The organism is Niveibacterium terrae (genome assembly GCF_048213115.1).
GTDB lineage: Bacteria > Pseudomonadota > Gammaproteobacteria > Burkholderiales > Rhodocyclaceae > Niveibacterium > Niveibacterium terrae.
Window position 1 is genome coordinate 1,729,750 of the sequence record NZ_CP172404.1, and the last position, 22,532, is coordinate 1,752,281.

Genomic DNA, 22,532 nt, shown 5'->3' on the forward strand with positions numbered 1-22,532 from the left:
AGCGCCTTTTCGGGATGGGGGGCGAGGCGGGATCGTTCCGTGCCGCTTCCTTCCGAGGTGGAGGCTGCCGTCCAAGCATCGCTGTCCGCATCCATCGCAATCCTTTCCTGGATTTACGCCACTGGTCAAAATAACGTCGCGATCCAAGCGTTCTTGAGCCTGATTCCCGCTCCTGATCGTAGTCCGGTTTAGGATGCGGTTCGGGATCTTCTCCATCCGGATTTACAGGAGACTGACGATGACAGCGCTGTTGCGCGCGCTCTGCGCGGATATTACGACTCTTGCCGTCGATGCGATCGTTAACGCGGCCAACAAGTCTCTGCTTGGCGGAGGCGGTGTCGATGGCGCGATCCACCGCGCCGCAGGTCCTGAGCTGCTCGAGGCCTGTCGCAAACTGGGCGGCTGCCAGGTCGGTGATGCGAAGCTGACCCCAGGCTTTCGCCTGCCCGCCCGCCATGTCCTGCACACGGTCGGCCCGGTCTGGCGCGGCGGGGGCTGCGGCGAGGGCGACGAGCTCGCGCGCTGCTACCGGCGCTGCATCGAGATCGCGAACACCTCACACTTCACCTCGATCGCGTTTCCGGCGATCAGCACCGGCACCTACGGCTTCCCCTTCGCCGACGCCGCGAAGATCGCGATCGCCGCGGTCGCCGCCGCGACTGAGGAACCGGGCAGCGTCGAGGACGTGATCTTCTGCTGCTTCGATCCCGACGACGAGGCGATCTACGAGACGCTGCTCGCTGCGGTCTGAGCTATTTTCCTTTCTTGTCGTCAAATATTTTTGCGGCCATCTCGCCGCAGGAACTCAGGTATGTTTTGATTAATTCGTTACGTTTATTGTCTTCTTTTGCCTTTTCTGTATCTGGAAGTTTCTTGTATTCGTCTTTCCCTGGGGTGTTGTAGTTCAACATGGCAGGTAATGCTTGAATGCAGCTATTGAGTGGTGCTGCGCTGGCAAGAACTTTTTGTGCCTCAGACAGGTTTTGAGCGGCAACGCCAGTTGAAAAGACTTTTCCTATCGTGAGTGTGATTCCTTTGTTTTTATCTTTTTGTGTTGTTTGGCTGGTTTGTTGTCCGGAGTTTGTTTGAAGTGGAGTTCCTGTGCTGGCTGTCGTGTCTGAGTTGAATGATCCGTAGACGGATATTGCATCGCGTTTTTCTATTCCTGATATTTTGTCCAGTGATCTTTTTACGCGTTCTTCTTTTAGTCGTAGCTCTGTTTCTTGTTTTGCTTTATTTGATTTTGTGGTGCTAAGTTCCTCTTTTTTGATGTTCTCTGCATTGGTTAGGTCGGTTATTGTCGGGTCGTCTGTTTGAGTTGGTTGCTCGATGAGTTCTTTTGCTGCGCTTAATTTAAGGAAAGATTCGCTCGTTGTGTCAATTCCGGGGGTCTTGAGGCAGTTGTTGGAGATGGCGATTAGTTCTGAAATTCGCTTTGTTTCGATTTCGCTGATTGCATCTTGGCATGGCTTTTCTTTTACCTCTTTCAGGTTTGCTATAAGTGTTTTAGTGCTTTCTCGTTGATGCTCAATTTTTTTTATGGTTTCCTTTTGGGACTCTAGGTTTTTTTCTAAAATATTTAGATTTGTTGCTTGTAGAAGGTATTCTTTAAGATCGTCCCGTTCCTCGTTGCTTAGTGTTCTTATGGTTTCGACGGTTTTTTGGTTTCCGTACTGCCCGTAAATTTCGTGAATTTTAAATAGGTCGTCAGATATTCCTGATCGACTATTTGACTTGAGGTAGTCATTGAATTCGTGTCTTGCTACGGCGACAGGTGCATAGGCTGCATCGACGATTTTTACTCCAACGACTACTTCGGCTGTGTCGGCTTGAGTTGGGTTGATGCCAACGCGTGCGCCAATAAGTTGTGCCGATGAATATACTAGAGGTGCCTGCTGCAGAGGGACGCAGCCGGCAATCGCGAGAGCGATCAGTAAGGTTTCAGTGATCAGAATTCGGCCAGGATCGCGGAAGGTGGATTTCAGGTTTGCAGACATGTTCAGGCTCCTTTAACTGAAAGGAGAAGTCTCGACCCGGGAAGGTGTCGCTCATTGAAATCAGAAGGCAGGATTTCAGCTCATCGCGGCGCACGGAGACCAGTTCAAGCTGGTCGAAACCGATCGCCCATGAGTGGTTCGTAAGTGACAGCCCGAGCGTTCTCTGGTGCAAGTACAAGGGGATAGGGTGGGGTGTGACCTGGATGTAGGCGATGCCCGGCCAGTAGTGGGTTGTCACATTGCCGTGATCGCCGATCACATGGATCACGGTACAGCCCGTACAAGCCAGGACAAGGCTTACCGCAAGAATGCGGATCATCCAATCCGTCGAAGATGGCGCGCTGGAGTGCATGCGCCTCCCGTTTCTCTTCGCGATTCCGGTTACGAATCCGTATCTGCTATAGCCGGAGTTGTGCGTGTGGGTTGCAATGCACTATGAATAGTCTGGGGCTTGTGGCGCGTCAACCGGTGGCGACGACAGGGGGGCGCAAGTCTGGCTGCCTGCCTGGTTATATCGAAATGCTTTTGGCGTTGAGTCTTCCGGAATCGCTTGATGCGGCGGGGGCGTGCGCTCCATAGCAGCTTCAGGAATATGAAAGTGAGAAATCGGTCGTTCAGTTCGCCCGCGTGTCCCCCTATCCTCTGCCCATCGTGAATGACGGCTTTAAGCGTCAATCCCAGGACGAAAGGATTTTCAATGACCGCGCTGGCCCAGCAAACGCAGGCCGAGGATTTTGACGGACAAGAGCCCGCCACCCCCGGCCTTACCCCGGAACTTCAATCGATTCTCGAACGTGCCCGCGAGCGGGGCGCCGACCTGCCTTTCGCCGGAGGCGTGACGCCGCAGGAAGCCTGGCAGCTGTTCTCGGCCGGGGTGGCGAAGCTGGTCGATGTCCGCACGGCCGAGGAACGCAAGTTCGTCGGTCATGTTCCGGAAACCCTGCATGTCGCGTGGCAGACCGGCACTTCGCTGATCCGCAACCCGCGCTTCGTCCGCGAGCTCGAAGCGAAGGTCGGCGGCAAGGAGGCTCTCGTGCTGCTGCTGTGCCGCAGCGGCAAGCGCTCGGCCGCGGCCGGCGAGACGGCGGCAAAGGCCGGATTCAACGATGTTTTCAATGTCCTCGAAGGTTTCGAGGGGGATCGCGACGAGGCGCTCCATCGGGGTGGTCTGGGGGGGTGGCGTCGGCACGGTCTGCCCTGGGTGCAGGACTGAGTGCTTGTTCAATTGAAATCCTGAAACGGAGCGTTTGCAGATGTCCCACGTTTTTGCTGATAACTCGCTGTCCATCGGCCATACCCCGCTGGTCAAACTCAACCGCATCGTCGACGGGGCAAAGGCGACGGTGCTGGTCAAGGTCGAAGGCCGCAATCCGGCTTACTCGGTCAAGTGCCGCATCGGTGCGGCGCTGATCTGGGACGCGGAGAAGCGCGGCCTGCTCGGCCCGGGCAAGGAGCTGGTCGAGCCGACTTCGGGCAATACCGGGATCGCTCTGGCCTTTGTCGCCGCGGCCAAGGGGATCCCGCTGACGTTGACGATGCCCGAGACGATGAGCATCGAGCGCAGGAAACTGCTGCTCGCCTTTGGCGCCAAGCTGGTGTTGACCGAAGGGGCCAAGGGAATGGCGGGGGCTGTCGCCAAGGCCGAGGAGATCGCGGCTGCGGATCCGAAGTATGTGCTGCTGCAGCAGTTCAAGAATCCGGCCAACCCGGCGATCCACGAAGCGACGACCGGCCCTGAGATCTGGGACGACACCGATGGTCAGGTCGACATCGTGGTCGCCGGTGTCGGCACGGGCGGCACGATCACCGGCGTTGCGCGCTACCTGAAGAAGTCGCGGGGCAAGGCGATCCAGGCCGTCGCGGTCGAACCGTCGACCAGCCCGGTTCTGACCCAGGTTCGCAATGGCGAAACGCCCAAGCCGGGGCCGCACAAGATTCAAGGCATTGGCGCCGGTTTCGTGCCCGAAGTGCTGGATCTGTCGCTGATCGACTCGGTCGAGCAGGTCAGCAGCGAAGACGCTCTGGCCACTGCGCGGCGGCTGGCCCGCGAAGAAGGCATCCTCTCCGGCATCTCCAGCGGTGCGGCGGTCGCGGCGGCGGTAAGGCTCGCGAACAAGCCTGAAAACGCTGGCAAGACCATCGTAGCCATCCTCCCCGATTCGGGCGAGCGCTATCTGAGCTCTGTGCTGTTCGAAGGCGTCTTCGACGCGTCCGGCCAGCCGGTATGAGCGTCGATGCCAACGCTGCTGACCAGCTCGTCCATGCCCGGCCCGACTGGGATCTGGACGCGGTGGTCACCGGGCTGCGCGAAGCGCGCCAGCGTTGGCGACGCGCGCAGGGGCGCGCGTCCGAGTTCGGCGGTCGCGATCTGCCTTCCCGCGAGGCGCTGAAGGAAATCGTCTCCGCTCTGTGCGGAGCCCTTTTCCCGATGCGCCTGGGGCCGGCGGATCTGCGCCAGCAGAGCGAGGATTTTTACGTCGGCCACACGCTGGACGCGGCGCTCAGTTCCCTGCTGCATCAGCTCAGGCTGGAGCTCGGCTATGCGAGCCGGCAGAGCGGGGTCGGCGCGGCGCAGATCGAACTCGATGCGATCTCCGTCGTCCGCGACTTCGCCGCGGCGCTGCCCGGTATCCGCCGCGTGCTCGACACCGATGTCGAAGCGGCTTTCCGCGGCGATCCGGCCGCGCGCAGCGTCGACGAAGTGCTGCTCTGCTATCCGGGTGTTCTGGCCGTGATCCATCACCGGATCGCGCATCAGCTCTACCGGCTCGGCGCGCCGCTGCTCGCGCGCCTGGTCGCCGAGATCGCGCACTCCGAGACCGGCATAGACATTCACCCGGGCGCGCAGATCGGTGCCGGTTTCTTCATCGATCACGGCACCGGCGTCGTGATCGGCGAGACCGCGGTGATCGGCGAGCGGGTGCGCCTCTACCAGGCCGTCACGCTGGGCGCCAAACGCTTCGACAAAGACGAGCAGGGGGCGCTGCAAAAGGGTTTGCCGCGCCACCCCGTCGTCGAGGACGACGTCGTGATCTACGCCGGGGCGACGATTCTCGGCCGGGTCACGATAGGCCGGGCTTCTTCGATAGGCGGCAACATCTGGCTCACGCGCAGCGTGCCGCCGGGCAGTCATGTTTCACAGGCATTGAGCCGACAGGAGACTTTGAAAGATGGCGCTGGAATCTAGGTCTTCCCCGGGATGGGTCGATAGCCGTTTCGGGATCGTGACCCGACGCTTGAGGCAGGAGCGGGGCTGGTCACAGGAGAAGCTTGCCGAGCTGGCCGACCTGAACCGGTCCTATCTGGGCGAGATCGAGCGGGGTGATGCGAAACCTTCGATCGGCAGCGCCGAGAAGATCGCGCTGGCCTTCGATCTTCGCCTCTCGTCGCTGGTCGGCCTGTGCGAGCACGAAAACAGCGGTCTGCTGGCGATAGCCGGTTGAGCGCTGCAAAGCCTGAATGCACCCTTGGCAAGTTTGAACCGAACACTTTTCAACGATAAGGAAACGAGATGGCCGAGCAACAGAGCATCCCGACTGCGTTGGGCGATGCCGCCGCACGTCAGCTTGCGAATGCGACGAAGACAGTCCCTCAGCTGGCGACGGTTTCGCCGCGCTGGCTGGTGCATTTCCTGCAGTGGTTGCCGGTCGAAGCCGGTATTTTCCGCCTCAACAAGGTCAGGAATCCGGGCGAAGTCCAGGTTGCCTGCGCCCAGCGCGATGAGGCAGAACTTCCGTCGACCTTTGTCGACTATGAAGAGCATCCGCGCGAGTACAACCTGAACGCGGTTTCGACCGTGCTGGATGTCCATACCCGCGTTTCCGACCTCTACAGCAGCCCGCACGACCAGATCAAGGAACAGCTGCGCCTGACGATCGAGACGATCAAGGAGCACCAGGAATCCCAGCTGATCAACAATCCGGACTACGGCCTGCTTGCGAATGTCGCCGAGGAACAGCGCGTCTATCCGCTGACCGGCGCGCCGACCCCGGACGACCTCGATGAGCTGCTGACGAAAGTCTGGAAGGAGCCCGCTTTCTTCCTGACCCACCCGCTCGCGATCGCCGCTTTCGGCCGCGAATGCACCCGTCGCGGCGTGCCGCCGCCGACCGTGAGCCTTTTCGGCTCCCAGTTCCTGACCTGGCGCGGCATCCCGCTGATCCCGTCGGACAAGGTTCCGGTCGCTGATGGCAAGACCAAGATCCTGCTGCTGCGCGTCGGCGACAAGCGCCAGGGCGTCGTGGGCCTGTTCCAGCCGGGCCTCGCCGGAGAGCAGAGCCCGGGGCTGTCGGTGCGTTTCATGGGCATCAACCGCAACGCGATCGCGTCCTATCTGATCTCGCTGTATTGCTCGCTCGCGGTGCTGACCGACGATGCGCTGGCCGTGCTCGAAGATGTGGAGATTGGCAAGTACCATGACTACCCCGACACCTACAAGTGATCGCGTGAGCGCGCTGGGTGCGGGAATTCCGGTCGGCCTGCCCGACGAGGCGACTCTGGCGCGGCTGGCCGGGGAATTCCTGGCCGCGCTGCCGAACGGCGCGCCGTCGCCGGCGCTGACCAGACCGGAAGCGGCGCCCAGCGTGGATGCCGGCACGCTGGCTCTGGCCGGCAGAGCGCCGGCGCTGCTGCCCCAGGCGAGCGCGGGCAACGGTGTCCCGGACCGCGTGAGCGATGCTTCGCCGGCGGCCGGGCGCGCCTCGGGCGTGTCCCGGGGAGTGCCCGAAGCCTATGCGGCTTCGCTGCCCAAGGTCGGTGCTCTGTCCGCGCCCCAGCCCGCGCCGCTGCCGACGAGTCCGGAATCCGGTTTCTACTTTCTCGGCGGCGGCTATCCGACCGCGCTCGATTCGGGCCGCGAGGACCGGGTCTCGGCCCGCTCCTTCGGCTTGCCCGGCGAAGCGGATCTGGCCGAGCTGCTGAGTCTGACCCGCAGACCCGACCCGGTTCGCGAGGCGGGCGGTTATTACTTCGTCGAACCCGTCGCCGGGGGCGCGACGAACGGCTACACGCCCTTCGATGTCCAGGCCGTTCGCCGCGATTTTCCGATCCTGCAGGAGCGGGTTCACGGCAAGCCCTTGATCTGGTTCGACAACGCGGCGACGACGCACAAGCCGCAGGCGGTGATTGACCGGCTTGCGTACTTTTATGCGCACGAGAACTCCAACATCCACCGCGCCGCCCACGATCTGGCCGCGCGGGCGACCGACGCCTACGAGGCGGCGCGCGACAAGGTGGCGAAGTTCATCGGAGCCGGAGCGAGCAGCGAGATCATCTTCGTGCGCGGCGCGACCGAAGCGATCAACCTGGTTGCGAAGACCTGGGGCGTGCAGAACATCGGCGCCGGCGATGAGATCGTCGTCTCGCAGCTGGAACACCATGCGAACATCGTTCCGTGGCAGCAGCTCGCGGCTCAGACCGGCGCGAAGATCCGCGTGATCCCGGTCGACGATGACGGCCAGATCCTGCTCGATGCCTATGGCAGCCTGCTGGGCGAGCGCACGAAGCTGGTCGCGATCGCCCAGGTTTCGAACGCGCTGGGCACGGTCACTCCGGTCCGCGAGATCATCGCGATGGCTCACCGGGTCGGTGCGAAAGTGCTGGTCGATGGGGCTCAGTCGATCTCGCACCTGAAGGTCGATGTCCGTTCGCTCGACGCGGACTTCTTCATCTTCTCCGGGCACAAGATCTACGGCCCGACCGGAATCGGCGTCGTCTATGGCAAGGCCGAGATCCTCGACGCGATGCCGCCCTGGCAGGGCGGCGGCAACATGATCGCCGACGTCACGTTCGAGCGGACGCTGTACCAGAAGGCTCCGAATCGCTTCGAGGCCGGCACTGGCAACATCGCCGATGCGGTGGGCCTCGGTGCCGCGCTCGACTATGTGAGCCGGATAGGAATCGAGGCGATCGGGCGCTATGAGGAGGCGCTGCTCGGCTATGCGACCCAGGCCCTGCGCGCGATTTCCGGCGTGCGGATCATCGGGACCGCTTCCGAGAAAGCCAGCGTGTTGTCCTTCGTGCTCGCCGGCCATACGACCGAAGAGGTCGGGCGGGCGCTGAACGAGGAGGGCATTGCGGTGCGCTCCGGTCACCATTGCGCCCAGCCCATCCTGCGCCGTTTTGGCCTGGAGACGACGGTTCGGCCCTCTCTGGCCTTCTACAACACCTGCGCCGAAGTCGACGCGCTGGTCGCGGTCGTCAAACGCCTCGCCGCGCGCCGCTGACTCATCCCTGCTGGCGCAAAAAAACGGCCCGCACCGGAAAGTGCGGGCCGTTTTATGTTGACGGGCACTCGTTCCCGGCCGCAGTTGTCCTTGCCGGAGCATTGTTTCGGTGAGAGATCAGCTCCGCCGTTTCATGTCCGACGAGACAGCCGTGGCTTCGATTGGCGGCCTTGAGCGAAATCGTCGCGGCAGGGACGCGAGATTCCTCTAAACTTGCGGGTTTCCTCCCCCGTTTGCGCTGATGATCCGAATCGGTCTGCTCCTCCTGCCTGGCTATCCGCTGGCCGAACCGGCCCTGGCGCGCAGCCTGCTGACCGATGCCGAGCAGGCCTGCGCCGGATCGCTGGCTCAGGTTCTGCTCAGCGATGGCTCCGGATCGCGCGAGGGCGGCGAGAGGATCAGCTCGGACATGGATCTCGCTGAAGCTCCCGCGTTTGACCTGCTGATCGTGTTCGGCGCCGAAGCGCTGCCGCCCCGTGGCGCGGCCAGCGAGGCGCAGAAAAATGCGATCGGTCAGGCGCTCAGCTCGGCCGGCGAGGTGATGGTGGTCGGCGGTGCGCATTTCCCGCTCGCGCGTCTGGGTTTTCTCGGCGGATTGACTCTGTCTCTGCCCTGGCACATGGCCCAGCGCTATCTCGCGGCCAATTCCGATCACCACTATACGGACAGGCTGTACAGCCGCTCGGGCAAGTGGTGGAGCGTCGCTGGCGGCGTCGCGGTGGCCGATGCGCTGATCTGCTGGCTCGCCAGCTGCGTTGGCGCCGAGCCGGCGAACGCGCTGGCGGCGCGCTGGATGATCCCGCGCGCACGCGCCAGCGAGGAGCGTCAGCCCGTGCCACTGGGCGCCGATGCCGGTTCAGCGGTCGACCCCAAGGTCGCGCGGACCGTCGCGCTGATGGAAGCCAACCTCGAAGAGCCGCTGACGACCGATCAGATCGCCGAGCGGGTCGGCGTTTCGCGGCGTCAGCTCGAGCGCCTGTTCAAACGTTATCTCGAAGCGGTGCCGTCGCAGTACTACCTGGAATTGAGGCTGCAGCGCGCCCGCCAGCTGCTGCGCTCGACCCGTCAGTCCATCGTCCAGATAGGACTGGCCTGTGGTTTTGCGTCCGGGCCGCATTTCTCCAGCGCCTATCGCAACCGCTTTGGCGTGACGCCGCGCGAGGACAGGCTGCGCGGCGATGTCGAAACCGTATCTTCCCCCTCCGCCGCCGCCGAGCGGGGTGCCGATTGACCGGCACCGCTCGGGCGACTGACGCGGTGGCTCGCCCGAGACCTCCGCAAAGAACAAAGGGGCTGAGTCCCCGGAATGTTGTTGAACGATTCAGAAAGGATTGATGATGACCGCCCAGTTCTCTCGCGCCGATTTCGAGCGCGTGATGGTTCCCGCCTATGCTCCTCAGGCTTTTTTGCCGGTGCGCGGCCAAGGCTCGCGCGTCTGGGACCAGGAGGGGCGTGATTACATCGACTTCGGGGGCGGCATCGCGGTCACTTCGCTGGGCCATGCCCATCCGGCGCTGATCGCCGCCTTGACCGAGCAGGCGAACAAGCTCTGGCACGTCTCGAACATCTATACGAACGAACCGGCCCTGCGCCTTGCGGACCATCTGGTGCGCAGCACTTTCGCCGAGCGCGTGTTCTTCGCCAACTCCGGCGCCGAGGCGAACGAAGCCGCGCTCAAGCTTGCGCGCCGCGTCGCGCATGACCGCTTCGGCGAGGACAAGCACGAGATCATCTCGTTCAAGGGCTCCTTTCACGGCCGCACGCTCTTCACGGTGTCGGTGGGCGGTCAGGCCAAGTATTCGTCCGGCTTCGGGCCTCGCCCGGCCGGCATCTCCCACGCGAGCTTCAACGACCTCGATTCGGTCGCGAAGCTGATCTCGAAGAAGACCTGCGCGGTGATGGTCGAGCCGGTGATCGGCGAAGGCGGCATCATCCCGGGAACGCCCGAATTCATCCAGGGCCTGCGCGAGCTCACGCGGGCTAACGATGCGCTGCTGGTTTTCGACGAAGTTCAGTCCGGAGTCGGCCGTACCGGCAAGCTCTACGCTTATCAGCAGTACGGAATCGCGCCGGACATCCTGACCACGGCCAAGGGCTTGGGCGGCGGCATTCCGATCGGCGCGATGCTGACGACGGCCGAGCTGGCCAAGCATTTCTCGGTCGGCGTGCACGGCACGACCTTCGGGGGCAATCCGCTCGCCTGCGCGGTCGGCGCCCGGGTGCTCGAGATCATCGATACGCCGGAGGTGCTGGGCGGCGTGACGGTTCGCGCCGAGCGGATCGCGCGCGGCATTGCGGCGATCGCCGAACGCTATCCGGCCTTCGAAGAGCTGCGCTATAGCGGCCTCTGGTTCGGCTGGCAGCTCAAGAGCGAGCACGCCGGTCGCGCCAAGGATGTGATGGCGGCGGCGACCCGCGAAGGCCTGATGGTTCTGCTGGCCGGGCCGGACGTGATCCGGATGGCGCCGTCGCTGATCATCTCCGACGCCGAAATCGATGAAGGCCTCGCCCGCCTTGAGAGGGCGGTGGCCTCGGTCTTCCCGGTATGAGCGACACGCAGCTGCGCTTCGTGTTGAGGCCGGCGGTCTATACGGACCTGCCGGCGGTCGAGCGCATCGCCGGCGCAAGTCCGGTCGGGGTGATCTCGCTGCCGCGCTCGCGCGAGAAGCTCTTCGACAAGATCGCCGCGTCCCAGGCCGCTCTGAGTTCGGAGGTTTCCGGCTGCGGCGAGGAGAGCTATTTCTTCGTGCTGGAACGCTCGTCGGACCGCGAAGTGGTCGGAACCTGCGCGATCGTCGCCTCGGCGGGCTTCGACGAGCCGGTCTATCACTTTCGCAACGACACGCTGATCCACGCCTGTCGTGAGCTGAACATCCACCATCGGGTGCATGTGCTGTCGCTGTGCCACGATCTGACCGGTTCGACGCTGCTCACTTCCTTCGTGCTCGACCCTCAGTACCGTTTCGGTTCGACGGCCGAGCTGCTCTCGCGCGCCCGGATGCTGTTCATCGCGGCTCACCGTCAGCGCTTCTCCGATCACGTCGTCTCGGCGATGCTGGGACCGTGCGACGACGAAGGTCATGCGCCGCTGTGGGATGCGCTGGGACGCCACTTTTTCGGCATCGACTATCCGCTTGCCGAGTTCTACTGCGGTGTCAAGGGCCGCTCCTTCATCGCCGAGCTGATGCCTCAGCACCCGATCTATGTGCCCTTGCTGCCGCCCGAAGCCCAGGATGCGATCGGTCAGATCCATCCGTTCTCGCGTCTGCCTTGCGAGATCCTGATGCGCGAAGGTTTCGACACCGAACGCTATGTCGATATCTTTGACGGCGGTGCGGTGGTCCAGGCGAGGACCGAGGAGATTCGCACCGTCGCCCAGCACAAACAGGCGACGGTCAGAGTGCATCCTCTCGGCAGCGCTGCGGCCGAATACCTGATCGCCAATCTAGAACTGTCCGGGTTCCGTGCCTGCATTGCCCGCGCCGCCTTCGATGCGCTCAAGGGCGAAGTTTGGCTGGCCGAGGAAGACTGCGTCCGGCTGGGCGTCGTCCCGGGTGCGAGCGTCGTACTCGCACCGCTGTGAAAGGCAAATCCATGCTGATCCGCCCCATCGTCCGCACCGACCTCGCTCAGCTGTTCGAACTCTCCCGCGTCGCCGGGGTCGGTCTGACCGCGGCTCAACCGAGCGAAGACAGCCTGGCGCGGCTGATCGATATCTCGGTCGCATCCTTTGCCGGCTCGGCCGCGACGAAAGCGAATTACCTTTTTGCTTTTGAGGACGAGGGGCGCGAGCGCCTGATCGGCACGAGCGGCATCGCCTCCGAACTCGGCTCCGACGAAGTGCGTTACTGCTTCCGGCTCGGCACGGCCGTTTCGTGCTCGCGCGAGATCGGCGTCCACCGTCAGCTCCAGACCCTCTTCCTGACCAACGACCAGACCGGAGCCTCGGAACTCGTCGCGCTTTACCTGCATCCCGAGTACCGGCGCGGCGGCAATGGGGCGCTGCTCTCGAAGGCGAGGCTGCTCTTCATCGCCGAATTTCCGCAGCGCTTTGCCGAACGTATCGTCGGCGGTCTGAGAGGCGTCTGCGACGAGACGGGGGCTTCGCCTTTCTGGGATGGACTGGGCCGGCATTTTTACCGGACTCCGTATATCCGTGAAGACTACCTGTCGGGCGTCAGCGGTCGCGGCCTGATCGGCGAGCTGATGCCTCAGCATCCCGTCTATACGGCCTTCCTTCCGGAAGAGGCGAGGGCGGCGATCGCTACGCCGCATCCGACGGCGCGACCGGCGCGGGCCTTGCTCGAAGGCGAGGGTTTTCACTTCCATGGTCACATCGACATCTTCGACGGTGGCCCCATCCTCGAAGCGCCCCGGCACGAGATCCGCTCGCTGCGCCAGAGCCAGGTCGTCGAAGCGGTCGAAGGCGAAGCCGGCGAAGGCCGGCCCTACCTCGTCTCGAACCGCAAGACCGAGGATTTCCGCGTCATCGTCGCGCGCGGCGAAGTCGTCGATGGCCGTTTCGCGCTGAGTGCGCAAGACCTCGATCGCTTGCGCCTTGCGGCCGGCCAGAGCCTGCGCGTCGTTCCCGCCGCGCGCTAGCTAGAGCAGCTCATAACGGGCAAGCAGGGTGCGCAGAGCGTTGCGGGTGATGCCCAGAGCACGGGCGGTGTGCACCTGATTGCCTTCGCAGCGCGCGAGCGCCAGGGTGACCAGGGTCTGCTCGACTTCGGCGACCAGATTGCCCTCGCCGCGATCGAGCAGGCGGTCGAGCGCGCGGGCGAGCTCGGTCTTGTCGTCCCCTCCGCGCTCCTGGCTCGCGGTGGCACAGCGGACGAAGCCGGCGCTGCGCAGTTTGAGGTCGGCGCGCGCGATCCGCCCGTCCCTGCAGACGATCAGTGCGAAGTGGATCACGTTCTCCAGTTCGCGGATATTGCCCGGCCAGTCGTAATCGACCAGAGCCTGAACGGCGTCGTCGCCGAGCTCGACGCCAGGGAGCTTCATCTTGCGCCGGAAACGCTCGGCGAAGTATTCGGCCAGTGGCAGGATGTCGCCGCGGCGATCGCGCAGCGCCGGCAGCTCGATCGTCGCGACATCGAGGCGGTAGAAGAGGTCGGCGCGGAAGTTGCCGGCGATGATCGCTTCTTCGAGCTCGACATTGGTCGCCGCGACCAGACGGACATCGACGGGAATCGCGGTGCGCGAACCCAACCGTATCACTTTTCGCTCCTGCAGCACGCGCAGCAGTTTGACCTGCATCGCCAGCGGCAGATCGCCGATCTCGTCGAGGAAGAGGGTGCCGCCGCGTGCCGCTTCAAACCATCCGGCTCTGGCCTGGAGTGCTCCCGTATACGCTCCGGCTTCATGGCCGAACAGCTCGGCCTCGATCAGCTGTTCGCTGAAGGCCCCGCAGTTGACGGCGACGAAAGGGCCTTCGCGACCGCTGCAGGCATGGATATGCCTTGCGACCAGTTCCTTGCCCGTTCCGGTTTCCCCGACGATCAGCGCATTGGCCGTGCTGCGGGCGATTCGCTCGACGTGTTCGAGCAGGTGCGCGGAGCGCGGGTCATTGAAGACCAGGGCTTTGGCGCGGATGGACAGCGTGTTCGATTCCGCTTCGGGGAAGGCGATCAGCGTGCGCGTGGCGGTGGAGTTGCGACCTCGCGCGGGGCGGGGTTCCTTGTCCTCGAAGATTCGTGCCTCGACGGGATTCATGTCTTTTCCTTAAGCCGCGGTCGTGGCGAGCGGCGTTTGTTGGGCGGGGACGGCGGACGGCGCGGCGAGCGCGAAGCCCTGGACCAGCGTGATGCCGGCCTCCCGCAAGGTGTTCAGCTGATCGTGCGTTTCGACGCGCTGAATGATCGTGCGCACGCCGTTCGCCTCGGCCAGCGCCAGAACATGGGCGGCTTCGGCGGTGCTGGGGATTCGCCGCCCATCCACTTTCAGGTAGTCGGGTCGGACGATGCCGAGCACTTTCTGGACATCGCTGGCGCGACCGACCGAGACCGAAATCCGGAAACCGTTCAGGCGGTAGTTCGCGACGACGAAGGCGAGCAGGCTGCGATCGAGGCAGACGCTCTCGGGCGTTTCGATGATGACGCGCGAGGGGGAAATTGCCAGCGCGTCGAGCACGCGCCGGAAGGATCGGCCGTGATCGCCGGCGACCGCGGCGAGAAGTCGGTCGTGCACATTGACGATCAGCGGTTCGTTCGCGTGCAGGCCCGAGAAATGGTTCAACAGATGGACGGTGCGGCACAAACGGTCGAGCTCGACGACATCCTCGTCGTGTGCGGCCGACGCGAACAGGCTCCAGGGCGAGAGCCGGGATTCGGTCTGGTGCCAGGAGCGCACGAAAGCTTCGCGGGCGATACTCGTCTGCTCGTTCAGGTCGATGACGGGCTGGAAGACGCTGGCGAGCTGGCAGCGCAGGAACTTGCCGACGACTCGCTGATCCGGATCGAGCCATAGGCGTTTGTCGGTCTCGGGATGACGCACCAGTTGTTCGAGATAGGACGGGACGCTCGATGACATGGGAACTCCGGACTGGGTAGGCCGAACCCGTCACGTCCGGGCTCTTGTTGCACTGTACGGCTTGCCATCCGCGTCAGGAACGAACGGTTTTTCAGATGCTTATGCAGTGCCGATCAGGCAGGGGGCATCAGGCTTTATGTTGGAGCTAATAAGGTTTTTGTATTTCACAGGCCGGATGGGCGCGGGTAATCTTGAACGCAGGTTTCCCTGTGGAGAGAACGATGGATATCCGTCCCCTGTCAGCCAGCCAGCGCGCGTTGATTGCCGCTGAAGAGAGCACCCGGATCATCGTGATGTCCGACAACGGGCATACCCGCCTGATGCTCAATCCGGCCGTGCTTCTGGCGCCTGATGGGCGTCTGCTGCTGCTCGAACTGCAGAGTCAGCTCGCCAGCGATCGCAAGCTGATCCACACGCTTGGTCTGCAGCAACGCCTGACTCTGGGCTTTGGCGGGCAGGGGGGGGAATTTCTCAATATCGTTGCCCAGACGGCTGAGCGGCACTTTCTCGGCCGCCTTTTTCAGGAGGTGCACGAGCGCCTTCACGCCGAATGCGGAAAGGCCGACCTGGTCGGAGTCTGGGTGCTCGACGTGCTTGAAGCCGAGTACGAGGATTCCGACCTCGCTCTCCTCGCTGGAGGCCTGACTCATCAGCGGGCGTTCGCGTCGCCGCGGGCAAGCCTGGGCTGAGCAACCGAGCCGACTGGTTTGTCGGCTGCGAGCGTAGCGAAGCCCCGGCTCTTCCAATGACGGCCGTTTGAACACAGAGGTGGATCTTAAGCGACCAAAAAACTAGACGACCGGTCTAATCTTGTGTAGAGTCTGTTCCGTGAAAGAAAAATTCATCGATACTCGTCAGCACATTCTCGACTGCGGTCAGCGCCTGATCGCGGCCCGGGGCTTCGTCGGGGTGGGGCTGACCGAGATTCTGAGCAGTGCGGGCGTGCCGAAAGGCTCTTTTTACCATTACTTCGCGTCGAAAGAACTCTACGGCGACGCCTTGCTCGAATCGTATTTCGCGGGCTATCTGGAGCGGATGGGCGCACTGCTCAAGCAGGAAGGCAAGACGGGGGCAGAACGCCTGGGGCTTTACCTGCAGCGCTGGATCGAGATCCAGGGCGGCGAGGACGACAGCGGAAAGTGCCTGATCGTCAAGCTCGCGGCGGAAGTGGCGGATCTGTCGGACGCGATGCGCTCGACGATGCTCAAGGGCACCGAGGATATTCTGGCGCGGCTCGCCGAATGCATCGCAACCGGGCAGAGCGATGGCTCGATCCTGAACCCGCGCGCTGCGCCAGAGCTGGCGCTGTGGTTGTACGAGACCTGGCTGGGGGCGAGCCTGCTGGCCAAGTTGAGGCGCGATGACAGCACTCTCGATTCGGCGTTCACGGCAACGCGCGAGATGCTCGGTTTGAAGTAAACAGTTTCTGGACGGCGTTTCTGTAACGCCGTTCTTTTCGGTTCAAAAGATAGACGACCGGTCTAATAAGTGAGGAATGCGATGCAAAATTTCGACTTCTACAATCCGACCCGAATCGCTTTCGGTGAAGGCAAGCTCGCAGAGCTGGCGACTCTGGTGCCGGCCCAGGCCAGGGTGTTGATCCTGTTGGGCGGGGAGAGCGCGCGCAAGAACGGCACGCTTGCCGAAGTGCGCGCCGTGCTCGGTGAGCGTCAGGTGTTCGAATTCAGCGGCATCGAGCCGAACCCCAGCTATGAGACGATGATGCGGGCCGTCGAGGAGGTGAAGAAGAACCGGATCGACTTCCTGCTCGCGGTCGGGGGCGGCTCGGTCATCGACGGCACCAAATTCGTCGCCGCGGCGGCGCGCTACGAGGGCGAGCCGATCGAAATCCTCCACACCTTCGGGCGCAAGATCGCGCAGACCCTTCCGTTGGGTGTGGTCCTGACCCTGCCGGCGACGGGCTCGGAGATGAACAACGGAGCGGTGGTCACGATCAAGGCGCAGGGGGCCAAGCTGCCGTTCTTCAGCCCTCTGCTGTTTCCGGTGTTCTCGATCCTCGACCCGGTCAAGACCAATACGCTGCCGCAGCGCCAGCTCGCCAATGGTGTCGTCGATTCCTTCATTCACATCGTTGAGCAATATCTGACTTTTCCGGCGGGCGGCCATGTGCAGGACAGGCTGGCCGAAGGCTTGCTGCTGACCCTGATCGAACAGGGGCCGACCGCCGTCGAAGGCTTCGACTACTCCGCGCGGGCCAATCTGATGTGGACCGCGACGCTGGCCTTGAACGGGCTGATCGGGGCGGGCGTGCCCCAGGACTGGAGCACCCATGTTCTGGGCCACGAGCTGACCGCGAAGTACAACATTGACCATGCCCGGACGCTGGCCGCGGTGCTGCCGGCGAACCTGCTGGTGCGCCGTGAAGCCAAGCGCGCGAAGCTGCTCCAGTACGCCGAGCGTGTCTGGGGGATCCGCGACGGTGACCAGGAACAGCGCATCGATGCGGCGATCGAGCGCACCCGCGCTTTCTTCGAGTCCCTCGGACTGCCGACCCGGCTGTCCGCCTATGGCGTCGATGCCGACGGGATTGCCGCGATCCTCGCGCAGCTCGAAGCGCACGGCATGACCGCGATCGGCGAGCGCAAGGACATCGACCTTTCCCTGAGCCAAAAAATCCTGGAGCAAGCGCTGTGATGACACCCGGACAAAACACGCGAGTGCTTCTCGCCTCGCGCCCCGAGGGCGCGCCCACCGTCGCGAACTTCCGCATCGAATACGGGCCGATTCCTCAGCCCGCGGACGGGCAGCTCTTGCTGCGCACGGTCTATCTGTCGCTCGATCCGTATATGCGCAGCCGGATGAGCGCGGCCAAATCCTACGCGGCGGCGATGAACGAGGGAGACGTGATGGTCGGTGCGACCGTCTGCAGGGTCGAGGCTTCGCGTCACCCCGATTATCAGGCCGGTGAGTGGGTGCTGGCCTATACGGGGTGGCAGAGCCATGCGCTCTCCGACGGAGTGGGGCTGCACAAGCTGAGCGGGATGGCCAGACCTTCGCTCGCGCTCGGGGTGCTGGGCATGACGGGTTTCACCGCCTACATGGGTTTGCTGGAGATCGGGCAGCCCAGGGCGGGCGAGACTGTCGTTGTCGCGGCGGCGACCGGAGCGGTCGGCTCTGTCGTCGGGCAGATTGCGAAGCTCAAGGGCTGCCGCGTCGTCGGCATCGCCGGTGGCGCCGAGAAGTGCCGCTACGCGGTCGAGGAGCTCGGTTTCGATGTCTGTCTGGATCACCGCAGTCCCGATCTCGCCGCCGAACTTGCCGCTGCCTGCCCGCAGGGCATCGACGTGTATTTCGAGAACGTGGGCGGAGTCGTCTTCGATGCGGTGCTGCCTCTGCTCAACACCGGTGCGCGGGTGCCTCTGTGCGGTCTGATCGCGCAGTACAACGCGACCGGGTTGCCCGCCGGGCCGGATCGCAGCCCGCTTTTGATGCGCACCTTGCTGACCCGGCGCATCCGGATGCAGGGCTTCATCATCTTCGACGACTACGCTTCGCACTATCCGGAGTTCCTGAAGACGATGGGCGAGTGGGTTGCCAACGGAACCGTCCGCTATCGCGAAGACATCGTTAGCGGTCTTGAAAACGCTCCTCAGGCCTTCATCGGTCTGTTGCAGGGGCACAACTTCGGCAAGCTGATCATCCAGGTCGGCGCCGACGAGTAATCATGGAGAACACGATGAAAATCCTGATGGTTTTGACCTCGCACGATCAACTCGGCGATACGGGCAAGAAGACCGGCTTCTGGCTCGAAGAGTTTGCCGCTCCCTACTATGTCTTCAAGGACGCGGGTGCCGACATCACTCTGGCTTCGCCGCTGGGCGGGCAGCCGCCGCTGGATCCGAAGAGCGACGACCCCTCGGCTCAGACCGCTGCGACGCTGCGCTTCAAGACCGACGAAGCCAGCATTGCGCATCTGGCCGCGACGCACAAACTCGCCGATATCGAGCCGGCAGATTTCGATGCGGTGTTCTATCCGGGCGGCCACGGCCCGCTCTGGGACCTCGCCGAGGACGCGAAGTCGATCTCGCTGATCGAGACGATGTTTGCGGCCGGCAAACCCGTCGCCGCGGTCTGCCACGCCCCGGGCATCTTCCGCCACACCCGCGCCGCCAACGGGGAGCCGCTGGTCAAGGGGCGCCGGGTCACCGGCTTCACCAATACCGAGGAGGAGGGCGTTCAGCTCACCAGCATCGTGCCTTTCCTCGTCGAGGACATGCTCAAGGCCAATGGCGGCGACTATTCGAAGGGCCCCGACTGGGCGCCTTATGCGCTGGTCGATGGCCATCTTGTCACCGGCCAGAACCCGGCATCGTCAGAGCTCGTGGCGCACGAACTGCTGGGGTTGCTCAAGGCCTGAGATCGGCGAAGGGGGGGGGGCGACAGGGCGGACTGCGCCTTGTCGCATTTCGATAGGCAACAAAAAAGGACTTGATCTCTCAAGTCCTTGATTTTGTGGTATTTCGTGGTGGGTGCTGACGGGCTCGAACCGCCGACATTCGCCTTGTAAGGGCGACGCTCTACCAACTGAGCTAAGCACCCGCCTGTCGCTCGACAGGAAAGCGCCCTGTCTGAACGAAGCCGACTAGTTTAACGCATCCTTGAGCGCCTTGCCAGCGCGGAATTTCGGAACCTTGGCGGCTTCGATCGCAATCGTCGCGCCGGTCTGGGGGTTGCGGCCGCTTCGGGCTGCGCGCTCTCCGACCGTGAAGGTGCCGAAACCCACCAGGGTTACGTCTTCCCCCTTTTTTAGCGACTGCTTGACGGCTTCAATCAGCGCGTCGATGGCCCGCCCGGCTTCGACTTTTGATATATCGGCATCCTGGGCGACGCGGTCAATCAGTTCGGACTTATTCACAGAAATCCCCTCAATTCGGTCGTGAGAAACGGAAATTCTTGCAAACCCGGTAAACCAAGCCGAAAACATTGCCGGCGCTGGGTTTTCGCACCGCACCAAGCTGTCGCGACTTTATAACCAGCGGAAAATGAGCTGTCAAGCTCGCCCGGGGGCGCTTTCCCGGAGGGGGCTTGAAGATTTTGGAGATGGTGGGCAGTACTGGGATCGAACCAGTGACCCCCGCCGTGTGAAGGCGATGCTCTACCGCTGAGCTAACTGCCCGGGGGTGCTTATGTGATCGAAGGTTGGTGGGCAGTACTGGGATTGAACCAGTGACCCCCGCCGTGTGAAGGCGATGCTCTACCACTGAGCTAACTGCCCTTCGATCGCGAATAACGCGAAGCTCGCTATGGTAGCGACAAGTTCGCCTGAGGTCAATGATCTGCGCGCGATGTCTTCGCGTCCGGTAAAATAGTCAGGTTGAAATTTTCTCCGGACAGTTTTCATGGCCAGACGTATCCGTACCCGCTTTGCCCCCAGCCCGACCGGTTTTCTTCATATTGGAGGCGCGCGCACCGCGCTTTTCTCCTGGGCCTACGCCCGCCATCACGGCGGCGACTTCATCCTGCGCATCGAGGATACCGATCTTGCGCGCTCGACGCCCGAGGCGGTTCAGGCAATTCTCGACGGCATGAAATGGCTGGGGCTGGACTGGGACGAAGGTCCTTTCTATCAGATGCAGAGGATGGATCGCTACCGCCAGGTGATCGCCGAAATGCTTGCCGATGGCCGGGCCTATCTGTGCTACACGACGCCCGAGGAACTCACCGAGATCCGCGAAGCTCAGCGCGCCCGTGGTGAGAAGCCCCGTTACGACGGGCGCTGGCGTCCAGAGCCAGGCAAGGTTCTGCCGGCCGTGCCCGAAGGCGTCAAGCCGGTTGTTCGCTTCCGCAACCCGACTTCGGGCAAGGTGGGCTGGAACGACATCGTCAAGGGGGCGATCGAGTTTGACAACGCCGAACTCGACGATCTGATCATCGCCCGCCCGGACGGCACGCCGACCTACAATTTCTGTGTCGTCATCGATGACTGGGATATGAATATCACCCATGTGATCCGCGGTGACGATCACGTCAATAACACTCCGCGCCAGATCAACATCCTGCGCGCGCTCGGCGCCGAAGTGCCCGAGTACGCACACCTGTCGATGATCCTGGGGCCGGACGGACAGAAGCTCTCCAAGCGTCACGGCGCGGTCAGTGTGATGCAGTACGACGCCGACGGCTATCTGCCCGATGCGGTGATCAATTATCTGGCTCGCCTGGGGTGGAGCCACGGCGATGACGAAGTGTTCTCCCGCGAGAAGCTCGTCGAATGGTTCGATCTCGATCGCATCACGCCGTCGGCGGCGCAGTTCGACTTCGGTAAGCTCGATTGGCTCAATGCGCACTATCTGCGTGAGCTGGCCCCCGCAGCGCTGGCTGAGCTGGTTGCTGCACGGCTCGCCCAGCGCGGAGTCGAGGTGGCGGGCGGTGTGGAACTGACTGCGTTGGTCGCGCTCTACCGCGAGCGCGCCAGCACGCTGGTTCAGCTCGTCGACGCGCTTGAACCCTTCTATGCCGAGTTCGAAATCGCGCCGGCGCTCGTCGAGAAACACCTGGGCGAGGCGGGGAGGGGCGCATTGATGAGTTTGAAGACCAAGTTCGCCGAGGTCGACTGGAATGCCGCGGCGCTGAACGATGCGATCAAGGCGTGCTGTGCCGAGCAGGGACTCAAGAAGATGCACCTTCTGGCGATTCCTCTTCGGGTTGCTCTTTTCGGTGTCGAGCACACGCCTTCCATCGATCAGGTGCTCGAGCTGCTCGGGCGCGAGCGCACGCTTGAGCGCCTCTCCCGGTTAGGCTGAATTCGATTGCGTTTGAATGAGCGGGGCAGGGTTTCCTGCCCCGCTTTTTTTATGCCCGTATCCATCGCTCGGGCGGGAGGCGGGTTTTATTTGCAGCAAAGCCTAAAGCTCCTGAAGTTTTCGCCGTCAAAGCAGATGAGGAAGTTTAAACGCGCGGCCGGCAACATTTCTTGCACAATGGCTGCAAACAAGAAAGGCTTGTGATGAGCTCGATCGGATCGCTTGCTGCTGCCGGAGTAGTCGTCGCTCTCGCGCCCGTCGGGGTCAGGGCGATCGATCGGGGAGTTCGGGAAGCGGTTCGCTCCGTCGAGCGGGATATCGGCACAGGCGTTCATGCGGTCGGTTCGGTTGTAACCGGGGCGACCGGAACGCTGTCCGGTGGGGTTGATGCGCTTGCTCGCGGGGGCAAGGCGATAGGACGGGTGGTCGACGTCTTCGTCTGAATCCTCTTTGATCCCCCGCAATGGGGGGTGTTGCCGGGGTGTATTCGGCGGCGGGATTCGCTATGCTGGACAGGTTGAAGAACTTCCGGGAGCGCCATCTCTCGATGGTCTTTCTGTGTAGGAGTAATTCCTACGCGAGTGACTCAATGATTTCCTACTCAACATTTGGGCAAATTCCGACTCAAGTTTCACGAAGCGCCGCGTTACTGTTCGTCTCACAGAAAAACCTCTCTCGAAGAGGGAAATTGGGGGAAAACATGCGCACCGCACGAATGTCAGAAGAAATTCGCGAGCTGAACCTGTCTTATCTGATGCTCGCTCAGCGCCTGCTGGCCGAAGACCGCGCTTCGGCGATGTTCCAGCTGGGGCTTGGTGTCGATGCCGCCGACGTGATTGCGGACCTCTCTCCCGCTCAGGTTTTGCGCATGGCCGGCTCGGGTATGGTGCTGTGTCAGGTTCGCTTCAGTGACGAGCTGTTGCTGAATCTGCTCTCCGGGCACGAACGCGACGCTGGAATCTCCAGCATTCATGCGGCGATTGTGGCTTCCTCCCGTCCGGTCGAAAATCTCGCCTGAG

General features: G+C 62.8%; 24 protein-coding genes and 3 tRNA genes. 19 read left to right on the forward strand and 8 right to left on the reverse strand.

The genetic code is table 11. The features are described from left to right. Window positions 1–238: 238 nt before the first annotated feature. A complete protein-coding gene (locus ACHFB9_RS07970) occupies window positions 239–751 on the forward strand; it encodes an O-acetyl-ADP-ribose deacetylase (RefSeq protein WP_417070918.1) in 513 nt (170 codons plus the stop codon). A 1-nt stretch (window position 752) separates the two neighbouring features. On the opposite strand, the gene ACHFB9_RS07975 is transcribed toward ACHFB9_RS07970, so the two are convergent. Both ACHFB9_RS07975 and ACHFB9_RS07980 read right to left on the reverse strand, forming a co-directional pair. Continuing rightward, window positions 753–1,997, reverse strand: a complete 1,245-nt coding sequence (locus ACHFB9_RS07975) for a hypothetical protein (protein ID WP_417070920.1) — start codon at window positions 1,995–1,997, stop codon at window positions 753–755. Continuing rightward, a complete protein-coding gene (locus ACHFB9_RS07980) occupies window positions 1,942–2,316 on the reverse strand; it encodes a hypothetical protein (RefSeq protein ID WP_417070922.1) in 375 nt (124 codons plus the stop codon). The genes ACHFB9_RS07975 and ACHFB9_RS07980 overlap by 56 nt, the downstream gene beginning before the upstream one ends. Window positions 2,317–2,694: 378 nt before the next feature. Between ACHFB9_RS07980 and ACHFB9_RS07985 the strand changes: the two genes are divergently transcribed. The 10 genes from ACHFB9_RS07985 (at window position 2,695) to ACHFB9_RS08030 (ending at window position 12,823) form a co-directional block, all read left to right on the forward strand. Further along, complete coding sequence (locus tag ACHFB9_RS07985) at window positions 2,695–3,210, forward strand: rhodanese-like domain-containing protein (protein WP_417070924.1); 516 nt, start codon at window positions 2,695–2,697, stop codon at window positions 3,208–3,210. A gap of 40 nt (window positions 3,211–3,250) precedes the next feature. Beyond that, window positions 3,251–4,225 carry a cysteine synthase A gene (gene cysK / locus ACHFB9_RS07990; protein WP_417070926.1) on the forward strand — a complete coding sequence of 325 codons (975 nt, stop codon included), beginning with the start codon at window positions 3,251–3,253 and terminating at the stop codon, window positions 4,223–4,225. Beyond that, complete coding sequence (gene epsC / locus ACHFB9_RS07995; protein WP_417070928.1) at window positions 4,222–5,184, forward strand: serine O-acetyltransferase EpsC; 963 nt, start codon at window positions 4,222–4,224, stop codon at window positions 5,182–5,184. The genes cysK and epsC overlap by 4 nt, the downstream gene beginning before the upstream one ends. Further along, the gene (locus ACHFB9_RS08000) at window positions 5,168–5,440 is read left to right on the forward strand and encodes a helix-turn-helix domain-containing protein (protein WP_417070930.1); all 273 of its coding nucleotides are present in this window, start codon (window positions 5,168–5,170) and stop codon (window positions 5,438–5,440) included. The genes epsC and ACHFB9_RS08000 overlap by 17 nt, the downstream gene beginning before the upstream one ends. Window positions 5,441–5,508: 68 nt before the next feature. Further along, a complete protein-coding gene (locus ACHFB9_RS08005; protein WP_417070932.1) occupies window positions 5,509–6,438 on the forward strand; it encodes a family 2A encapsulin nanocompartment shell protein in 930 nt (309 codons plus the stop codon). Window positions 6,439–6,442: 4 nt separating this feature from the next. Beyond that, entirely contained in the window at window positions 6,443–8,221 is a 1,779-nt protein-coding gene (locus tag ACHFB9_RS08010; RefSeq protein WP_417070934.1) for a family 2A encapsulin nanocompartment cargo protein cysteine desulfurase, read from the forward strand. A 241-nt stretch (window positions 8,222–8,462) separates the two neighbouring features. Then, entirely contained in the window at window positions 8,463–9,452 is a 990-nt protein-coding gene (locus tag ACHFB9_RS08015) for a GlxA family transcriptional regulator (RefSeq protein WP_417070936.1), read from the forward strand. A 106-nt stretch (window positions 9,453–9,558) separates the two neighbouring features. Next, entirely contained in the window at window positions 9,559–10,770 is a 1,212-nt protein-coding gene (locus ACHFB9_RS08020) for an aspartate aminotransferase family protein (RefSeq protein WP_417070938.1), read from the forward strand. Further along, window positions 10,767–11,804 carry an arginine N-succinyltransferase gene (locus ACHFB9_RS08025; RefSeq protein WP_417070940.1) on the forward strand — a complete coding sequence of 346 codons (1,038 nt, stop codon included), beginning with the start codon at window positions 10,767–10,769 and terminating at the stop codon, window positions 11,802–11,804. The genes ACHFB9_RS08020 and ACHFB9_RS08025 overlap by 4 nt, the downstream gene beginning before the upstream one ends. 11 nt (window positions 11,805–11,815) lie before the next feature. After that, complete coding sequence (locus ACHFB9_RS08030) at window positions 11,816–12,823, forward strand: arginine N-succinyltransferase (protein WP_417070942.1); 1,008 nt, start codon at window positions 11,816–11,818, stop codon at window positions 12,821–12,823. Here ACHFB9_RS08030 and ACHFB9_RS08035 read toward each other — a convergent pair whose 3' ends face one another. Both ACHFB9_RS08035 and ACHFB9_RS08040 read right to left on the reverse strand, forming a co-directional pair. Further along, window positions 12,824–13,936, reverse strand: a complete 1,113-nt coding sequence (locus ACHFB9_RS08035) for a sigma-54 interaction domain-containing protein (protein WP_417070944.1) — start codon at window positions 13,934–13,936, stop codon at window positions 12,824–12,826. Between the two features lie 9 nt (window positions 13,937–13,945). Then, on the reverse strand, window positions 13,946–14,752 hold the full coding sequence (locus tag ACHFB9_RS08040; RefSeq protein WP_417070946.1) for an EAL domain-containing protein: 807 nt from the start codon (window positions 14,750–14,752) through the stop codon (window positions 13,946–13,948). Between the two features lie 221 nt (window positions 14,753–14,973). Between ACHFB9_RS08040 and ACHFB9_RS08045 the strand changes: the two genes are divergently transcribed. The 5 genes from ACHFB9_RS08045 (at window position 14,974) to ACHFB9_RS08065 (ending at window position 19,130) form a co-directional block, all read left to right on the forward strand. After that, complete coding sequence (locus ACHFB9_RS08045; RefSeq protein ID WP_417070948.1) at window positions 14,974–15,441, forward strand: hypothetical protein; 468 nt, start codon at window positions 14,974–14,976, stop codon at window positions 15,439–15,441. 139 nt (window positions 15,442–15,580) lie between these two features. After that, window positions 15,581–16,171 (forward strand): TetR/AcrR family transcriptional regulator, encoded by a 591-nt coding sequence (locus ACHFB9_RS08050; protein WP_417070949.1) that lies wholly within the window; start codon window positions 15,581–15,583, stop codon window positions 16,169–16,171. An 81-nt stretch (window positions 16,172–16,252) separates the two neighbouring features. Further along, the gene (locus tag ACHFB9_RS08055; RefSeq protein WP_417070951.1) at window positions 16,253–17,407 is read left to right on the forward strand and encodes an iron-containing alcohol dehydrogenase; all 1,155 of its coding nucleotides are present in this window, start codon (window positions 16,253–16,255) and stop codon (window positions 17,405–17,407) included. Beyond that, window positions 17,407–18,435 carry an NADP-dependent oxidoreductase gene (locus ACHFB9_RS08060; RefSeq protein ID WP_417070952.1) on the forward strand — a complete coding sequence of 343 codons (1,029 nt, stop codon included), beginning with the start codon at window positions 17,407–17,409 and terminating at the stop codon, window positions 18,433–18,435. Before ACHFB9_RS08055 ends, ACHFB9_RS08060 begins: the two co-directional genes overlap by 1 nt. Window positions 18,436–18,449: 14 nt before the next feature. Beyond that, a complete protein-coding gene (locus ACHFB9_RS08065) occupies window positions 18,450–19,130 on the forward strand; it encodes a type 1 glutamine amidotransferase domain-containing protein (RefSeq protein WP_417070954.1) in 681 nt (226 codons plus the stop codon). Between the two features lie 106 nt (window positions 19,131–19,236). Here ACHFB9_RS08065 and ACHFB9_RS08070 read toward each other — a convergent pair. From ACHFB9_RS08070 to ACHFB9_RS08085, 4 genes are all read right to left on the reverse strand, one after another. After that, window positions 19,237–19,312: transfer RNA gene (locus tag ACHFB9_RS08070), tRNA-Val, on the reverse strand. 43 nt (window positions 19,313–19,355) lie between these two features. After that, window positions 19,356–19,628, reverse strand: coding sequence for an HU family DNA-binding protein (locus tag ACHFB9_RS08075; protein WP_417070956.1), 273 nt, complete (start codon window positions 19,626–19,628; stop codon window positions 19,356–19,358). 186 nt (window positions 19,629–19,814) lie between these two features. After that, a tRNA-Val gene (locus ACHFB9_RS08080) sits at window positions 19,815–19,889 on the reverse strand. A gap of 24 nt (window positions 19,890–19,913) precedes the next feature. Then, window positions 19,914–19,988: transfer RNA gene (locus ACHFB9_RS08085), tRNA-Val, on the reverse strand. Between the two features lie 124 nt (window positions 19,989–20,112). Between ACHFB9_RS08085 and gltX the strand changes: the two genes are divergently transcribed. The 3 genes from gltX to flhD all read left to right on the forward strand — a co-directional run bounded on the left by gltX (window position 20,113) and on the right by flhD (window position 22,531). After that, entirely contained in the window at window positions 20,113–21,513 is a 1,401-nt protein-coding gene (gene gltX, locus ACHFB9_RS08090) for a glutamate--tRNA ligase (protein ID WP_417070958.1), read from the forward strand. Between the two features lie 203 nt (window positions 21,514–21,716). Further along, window positions 21,717–21,956: a hypothetical protein gene (locus tag ACHFB9_RS08095; protein ID WP_417070960.1), complete on the forward strand. Its 240-nt coding sequence runs from the start codon at window positions 21,717–21,719 to the stop codon at window positions 21,954–21,956. A 272-nt stretch (window positions 21,957–22,228) separates the two neighbouring features. After that, window positions 22,229–22,531 carry a flagellar transcriptional regulator FlhD gene (gene flhD / locus ACHFB9_RS08100; protein ID WP_417070961.1) on the forward strand — a complete coding sequence of 101 codons (303 nt, stop codon included), beginning with the start codon at window positions 22,229–22,231 and terminating at the stop codon, window positions 22,529–22,531. Window position 22,532 lies beyond the last annotated feature (1 nt).

Bases quoted from the DNA above. Each gene is read 5' to 3' on its own strand.
- ACHFB9_RS07970 (WP_417070918.1), top strand. From the start codon at position 239: ATGACAGCGCTGTTGCGCGCGCTCTGCGCGGATATTACGACTCTTGCC.
- ACHFB9_RS07975 (WP_417070920.1), bottom strand. From the start codon at position 1,997: ATGTCTGCAAACCTGAAATCCACCTTCCGCGATCCTGGCCGAATTCTG.
- ACHFB9_RS07980 (WP_417070922.1), bottom strand. From the start codon at position 2,316: ATGATCCGCATTCTTGCGGTAAGCCTTGTCCTGGCTTGTACGGGCTGT.
- ACHFB9_RS07985 (WP_417070924.1), top strand. From the start codon at position 2,695: ATGACCGCGCTGGCCCAGCAAACGCAGGCCGAGGATTTTGACGGACAA.
- cysK (WP_417070926.1), top strand. From the start codon at position 3,251: ATGTCCCACGTTTTTGCTGATAACTCGCTGTCCATCGGCCATACCCCG.
- epsC (WP_417070928.1), top strand. From the start codon at position 4,222: ATGAGCGTCGATGCCAACGCTGCTGACCAGCTCGTCCATGCCCGGCCC.
- ACHFB9_RS08000 (WP_417070930.1), top strand. From the start codon at position 5,168: ATGGCGCTGGAATCTAGGTCTTCCCCGGGATGGGTCGATAGCCGTTTC.
- ACHFB9_RS08005 (WP_417070932.1), top strand. From the start codon at position 5,509: ATGGCCGAGCAACAGAGCATCCCGACTGCGTTGGGCGATGCCGCCGCA.
- ACHFB9_RS08015 (WP_417070936.1), top strand. From the start codon at position 8,463: ATGATCCGAATCGGTCTGCTCCTCCTGCCTGGCTATCCGCTGGCCGAA.
- ACHFB9_RS08020 (WP_417070938.1), top strand. From the start codon at position 9,559: ATGACCGCCCAGTTCTCTCGCGCCGATTTCGAGCGCGTGATGGTTCCC.
- ACHFB9_RS08025 (WP_417070940.1), top strand. From the start codon at position 10,767: ATGAGCGACACGCAGCTGCGCTTCGTGTTGAGGCCGGCGGTCTATACG.
- ACHFB9_RS08030 (WP_417070942.1), top strand. From the start codon at position 11,816: ATGCTGATCCGCCCCATCGTCCGCACCGACCTCGCTCAGCTGTTCGAA.
- ACHFB9_RS08035 (WP_417070944.1), bottom strand. From the start codon at position 13,936: ATGAATCCCGTCGAGGCACGAATCTTCGAGGACAAGGAACCCCGCCCC.
- ACHFB9_RS08040 (WP_417070946.1), bottom strand. From the start codon at position 14,752: ATGTCATCGAGCGTCCCGTCCTATCTCGAACAACTGGTGCGTCATCCC.
- ACHFB9_RS08045 (WP_417070948.1), top strand. From the start codon at position 14,974: ATGGATATCCGTCCCCTGTCAGCCAGCCAGCGCGCGTTGATTGCCGCT.
- ACHFB9_RS08055 (WP_417070951.1), top strand. From the start codon at position 16,253: ATGCAAAATTTCGACTTCTACAATCCGACCCGAATCGCTTTCGGTGAA.
- ACHFB9_RS08060 (WP_417070952.1), top strand. From the start codon at position 17,407: ATGACACCCGGACAAAACACGCGAGTGCTTCTCGCCTCGCGCCCCGAG.
- ACHFB9_RS08065 (WP_417070954.1), top strand. From the start codon at position 18,450: ATGAAAATCCTGATGGTTTTGACCTCGCACGATCAACTCGGCGATACG.
- gltX (WP_417070958.1), top strand. From the start codon at position 20,113: ATGGCCAGACGTATCCGTACCCGCTTTGCCCCCAGCCCGACCGGTTTT.
- ACHFB9_RS08095 (WP_417070960.1), top strand. From the start codon at position 21,717: ATGAGCTCGATCGGATCGCTTGCTGCTGCCGGAGTAGTCGTCGCTCTC.
- flhD (WP_417070961.1), top strand. From the start codon at position 22,229: ATGTCAGAAGAAATTCGCGAGCTGAACCTGTCTTATCTGATGCTCGCT.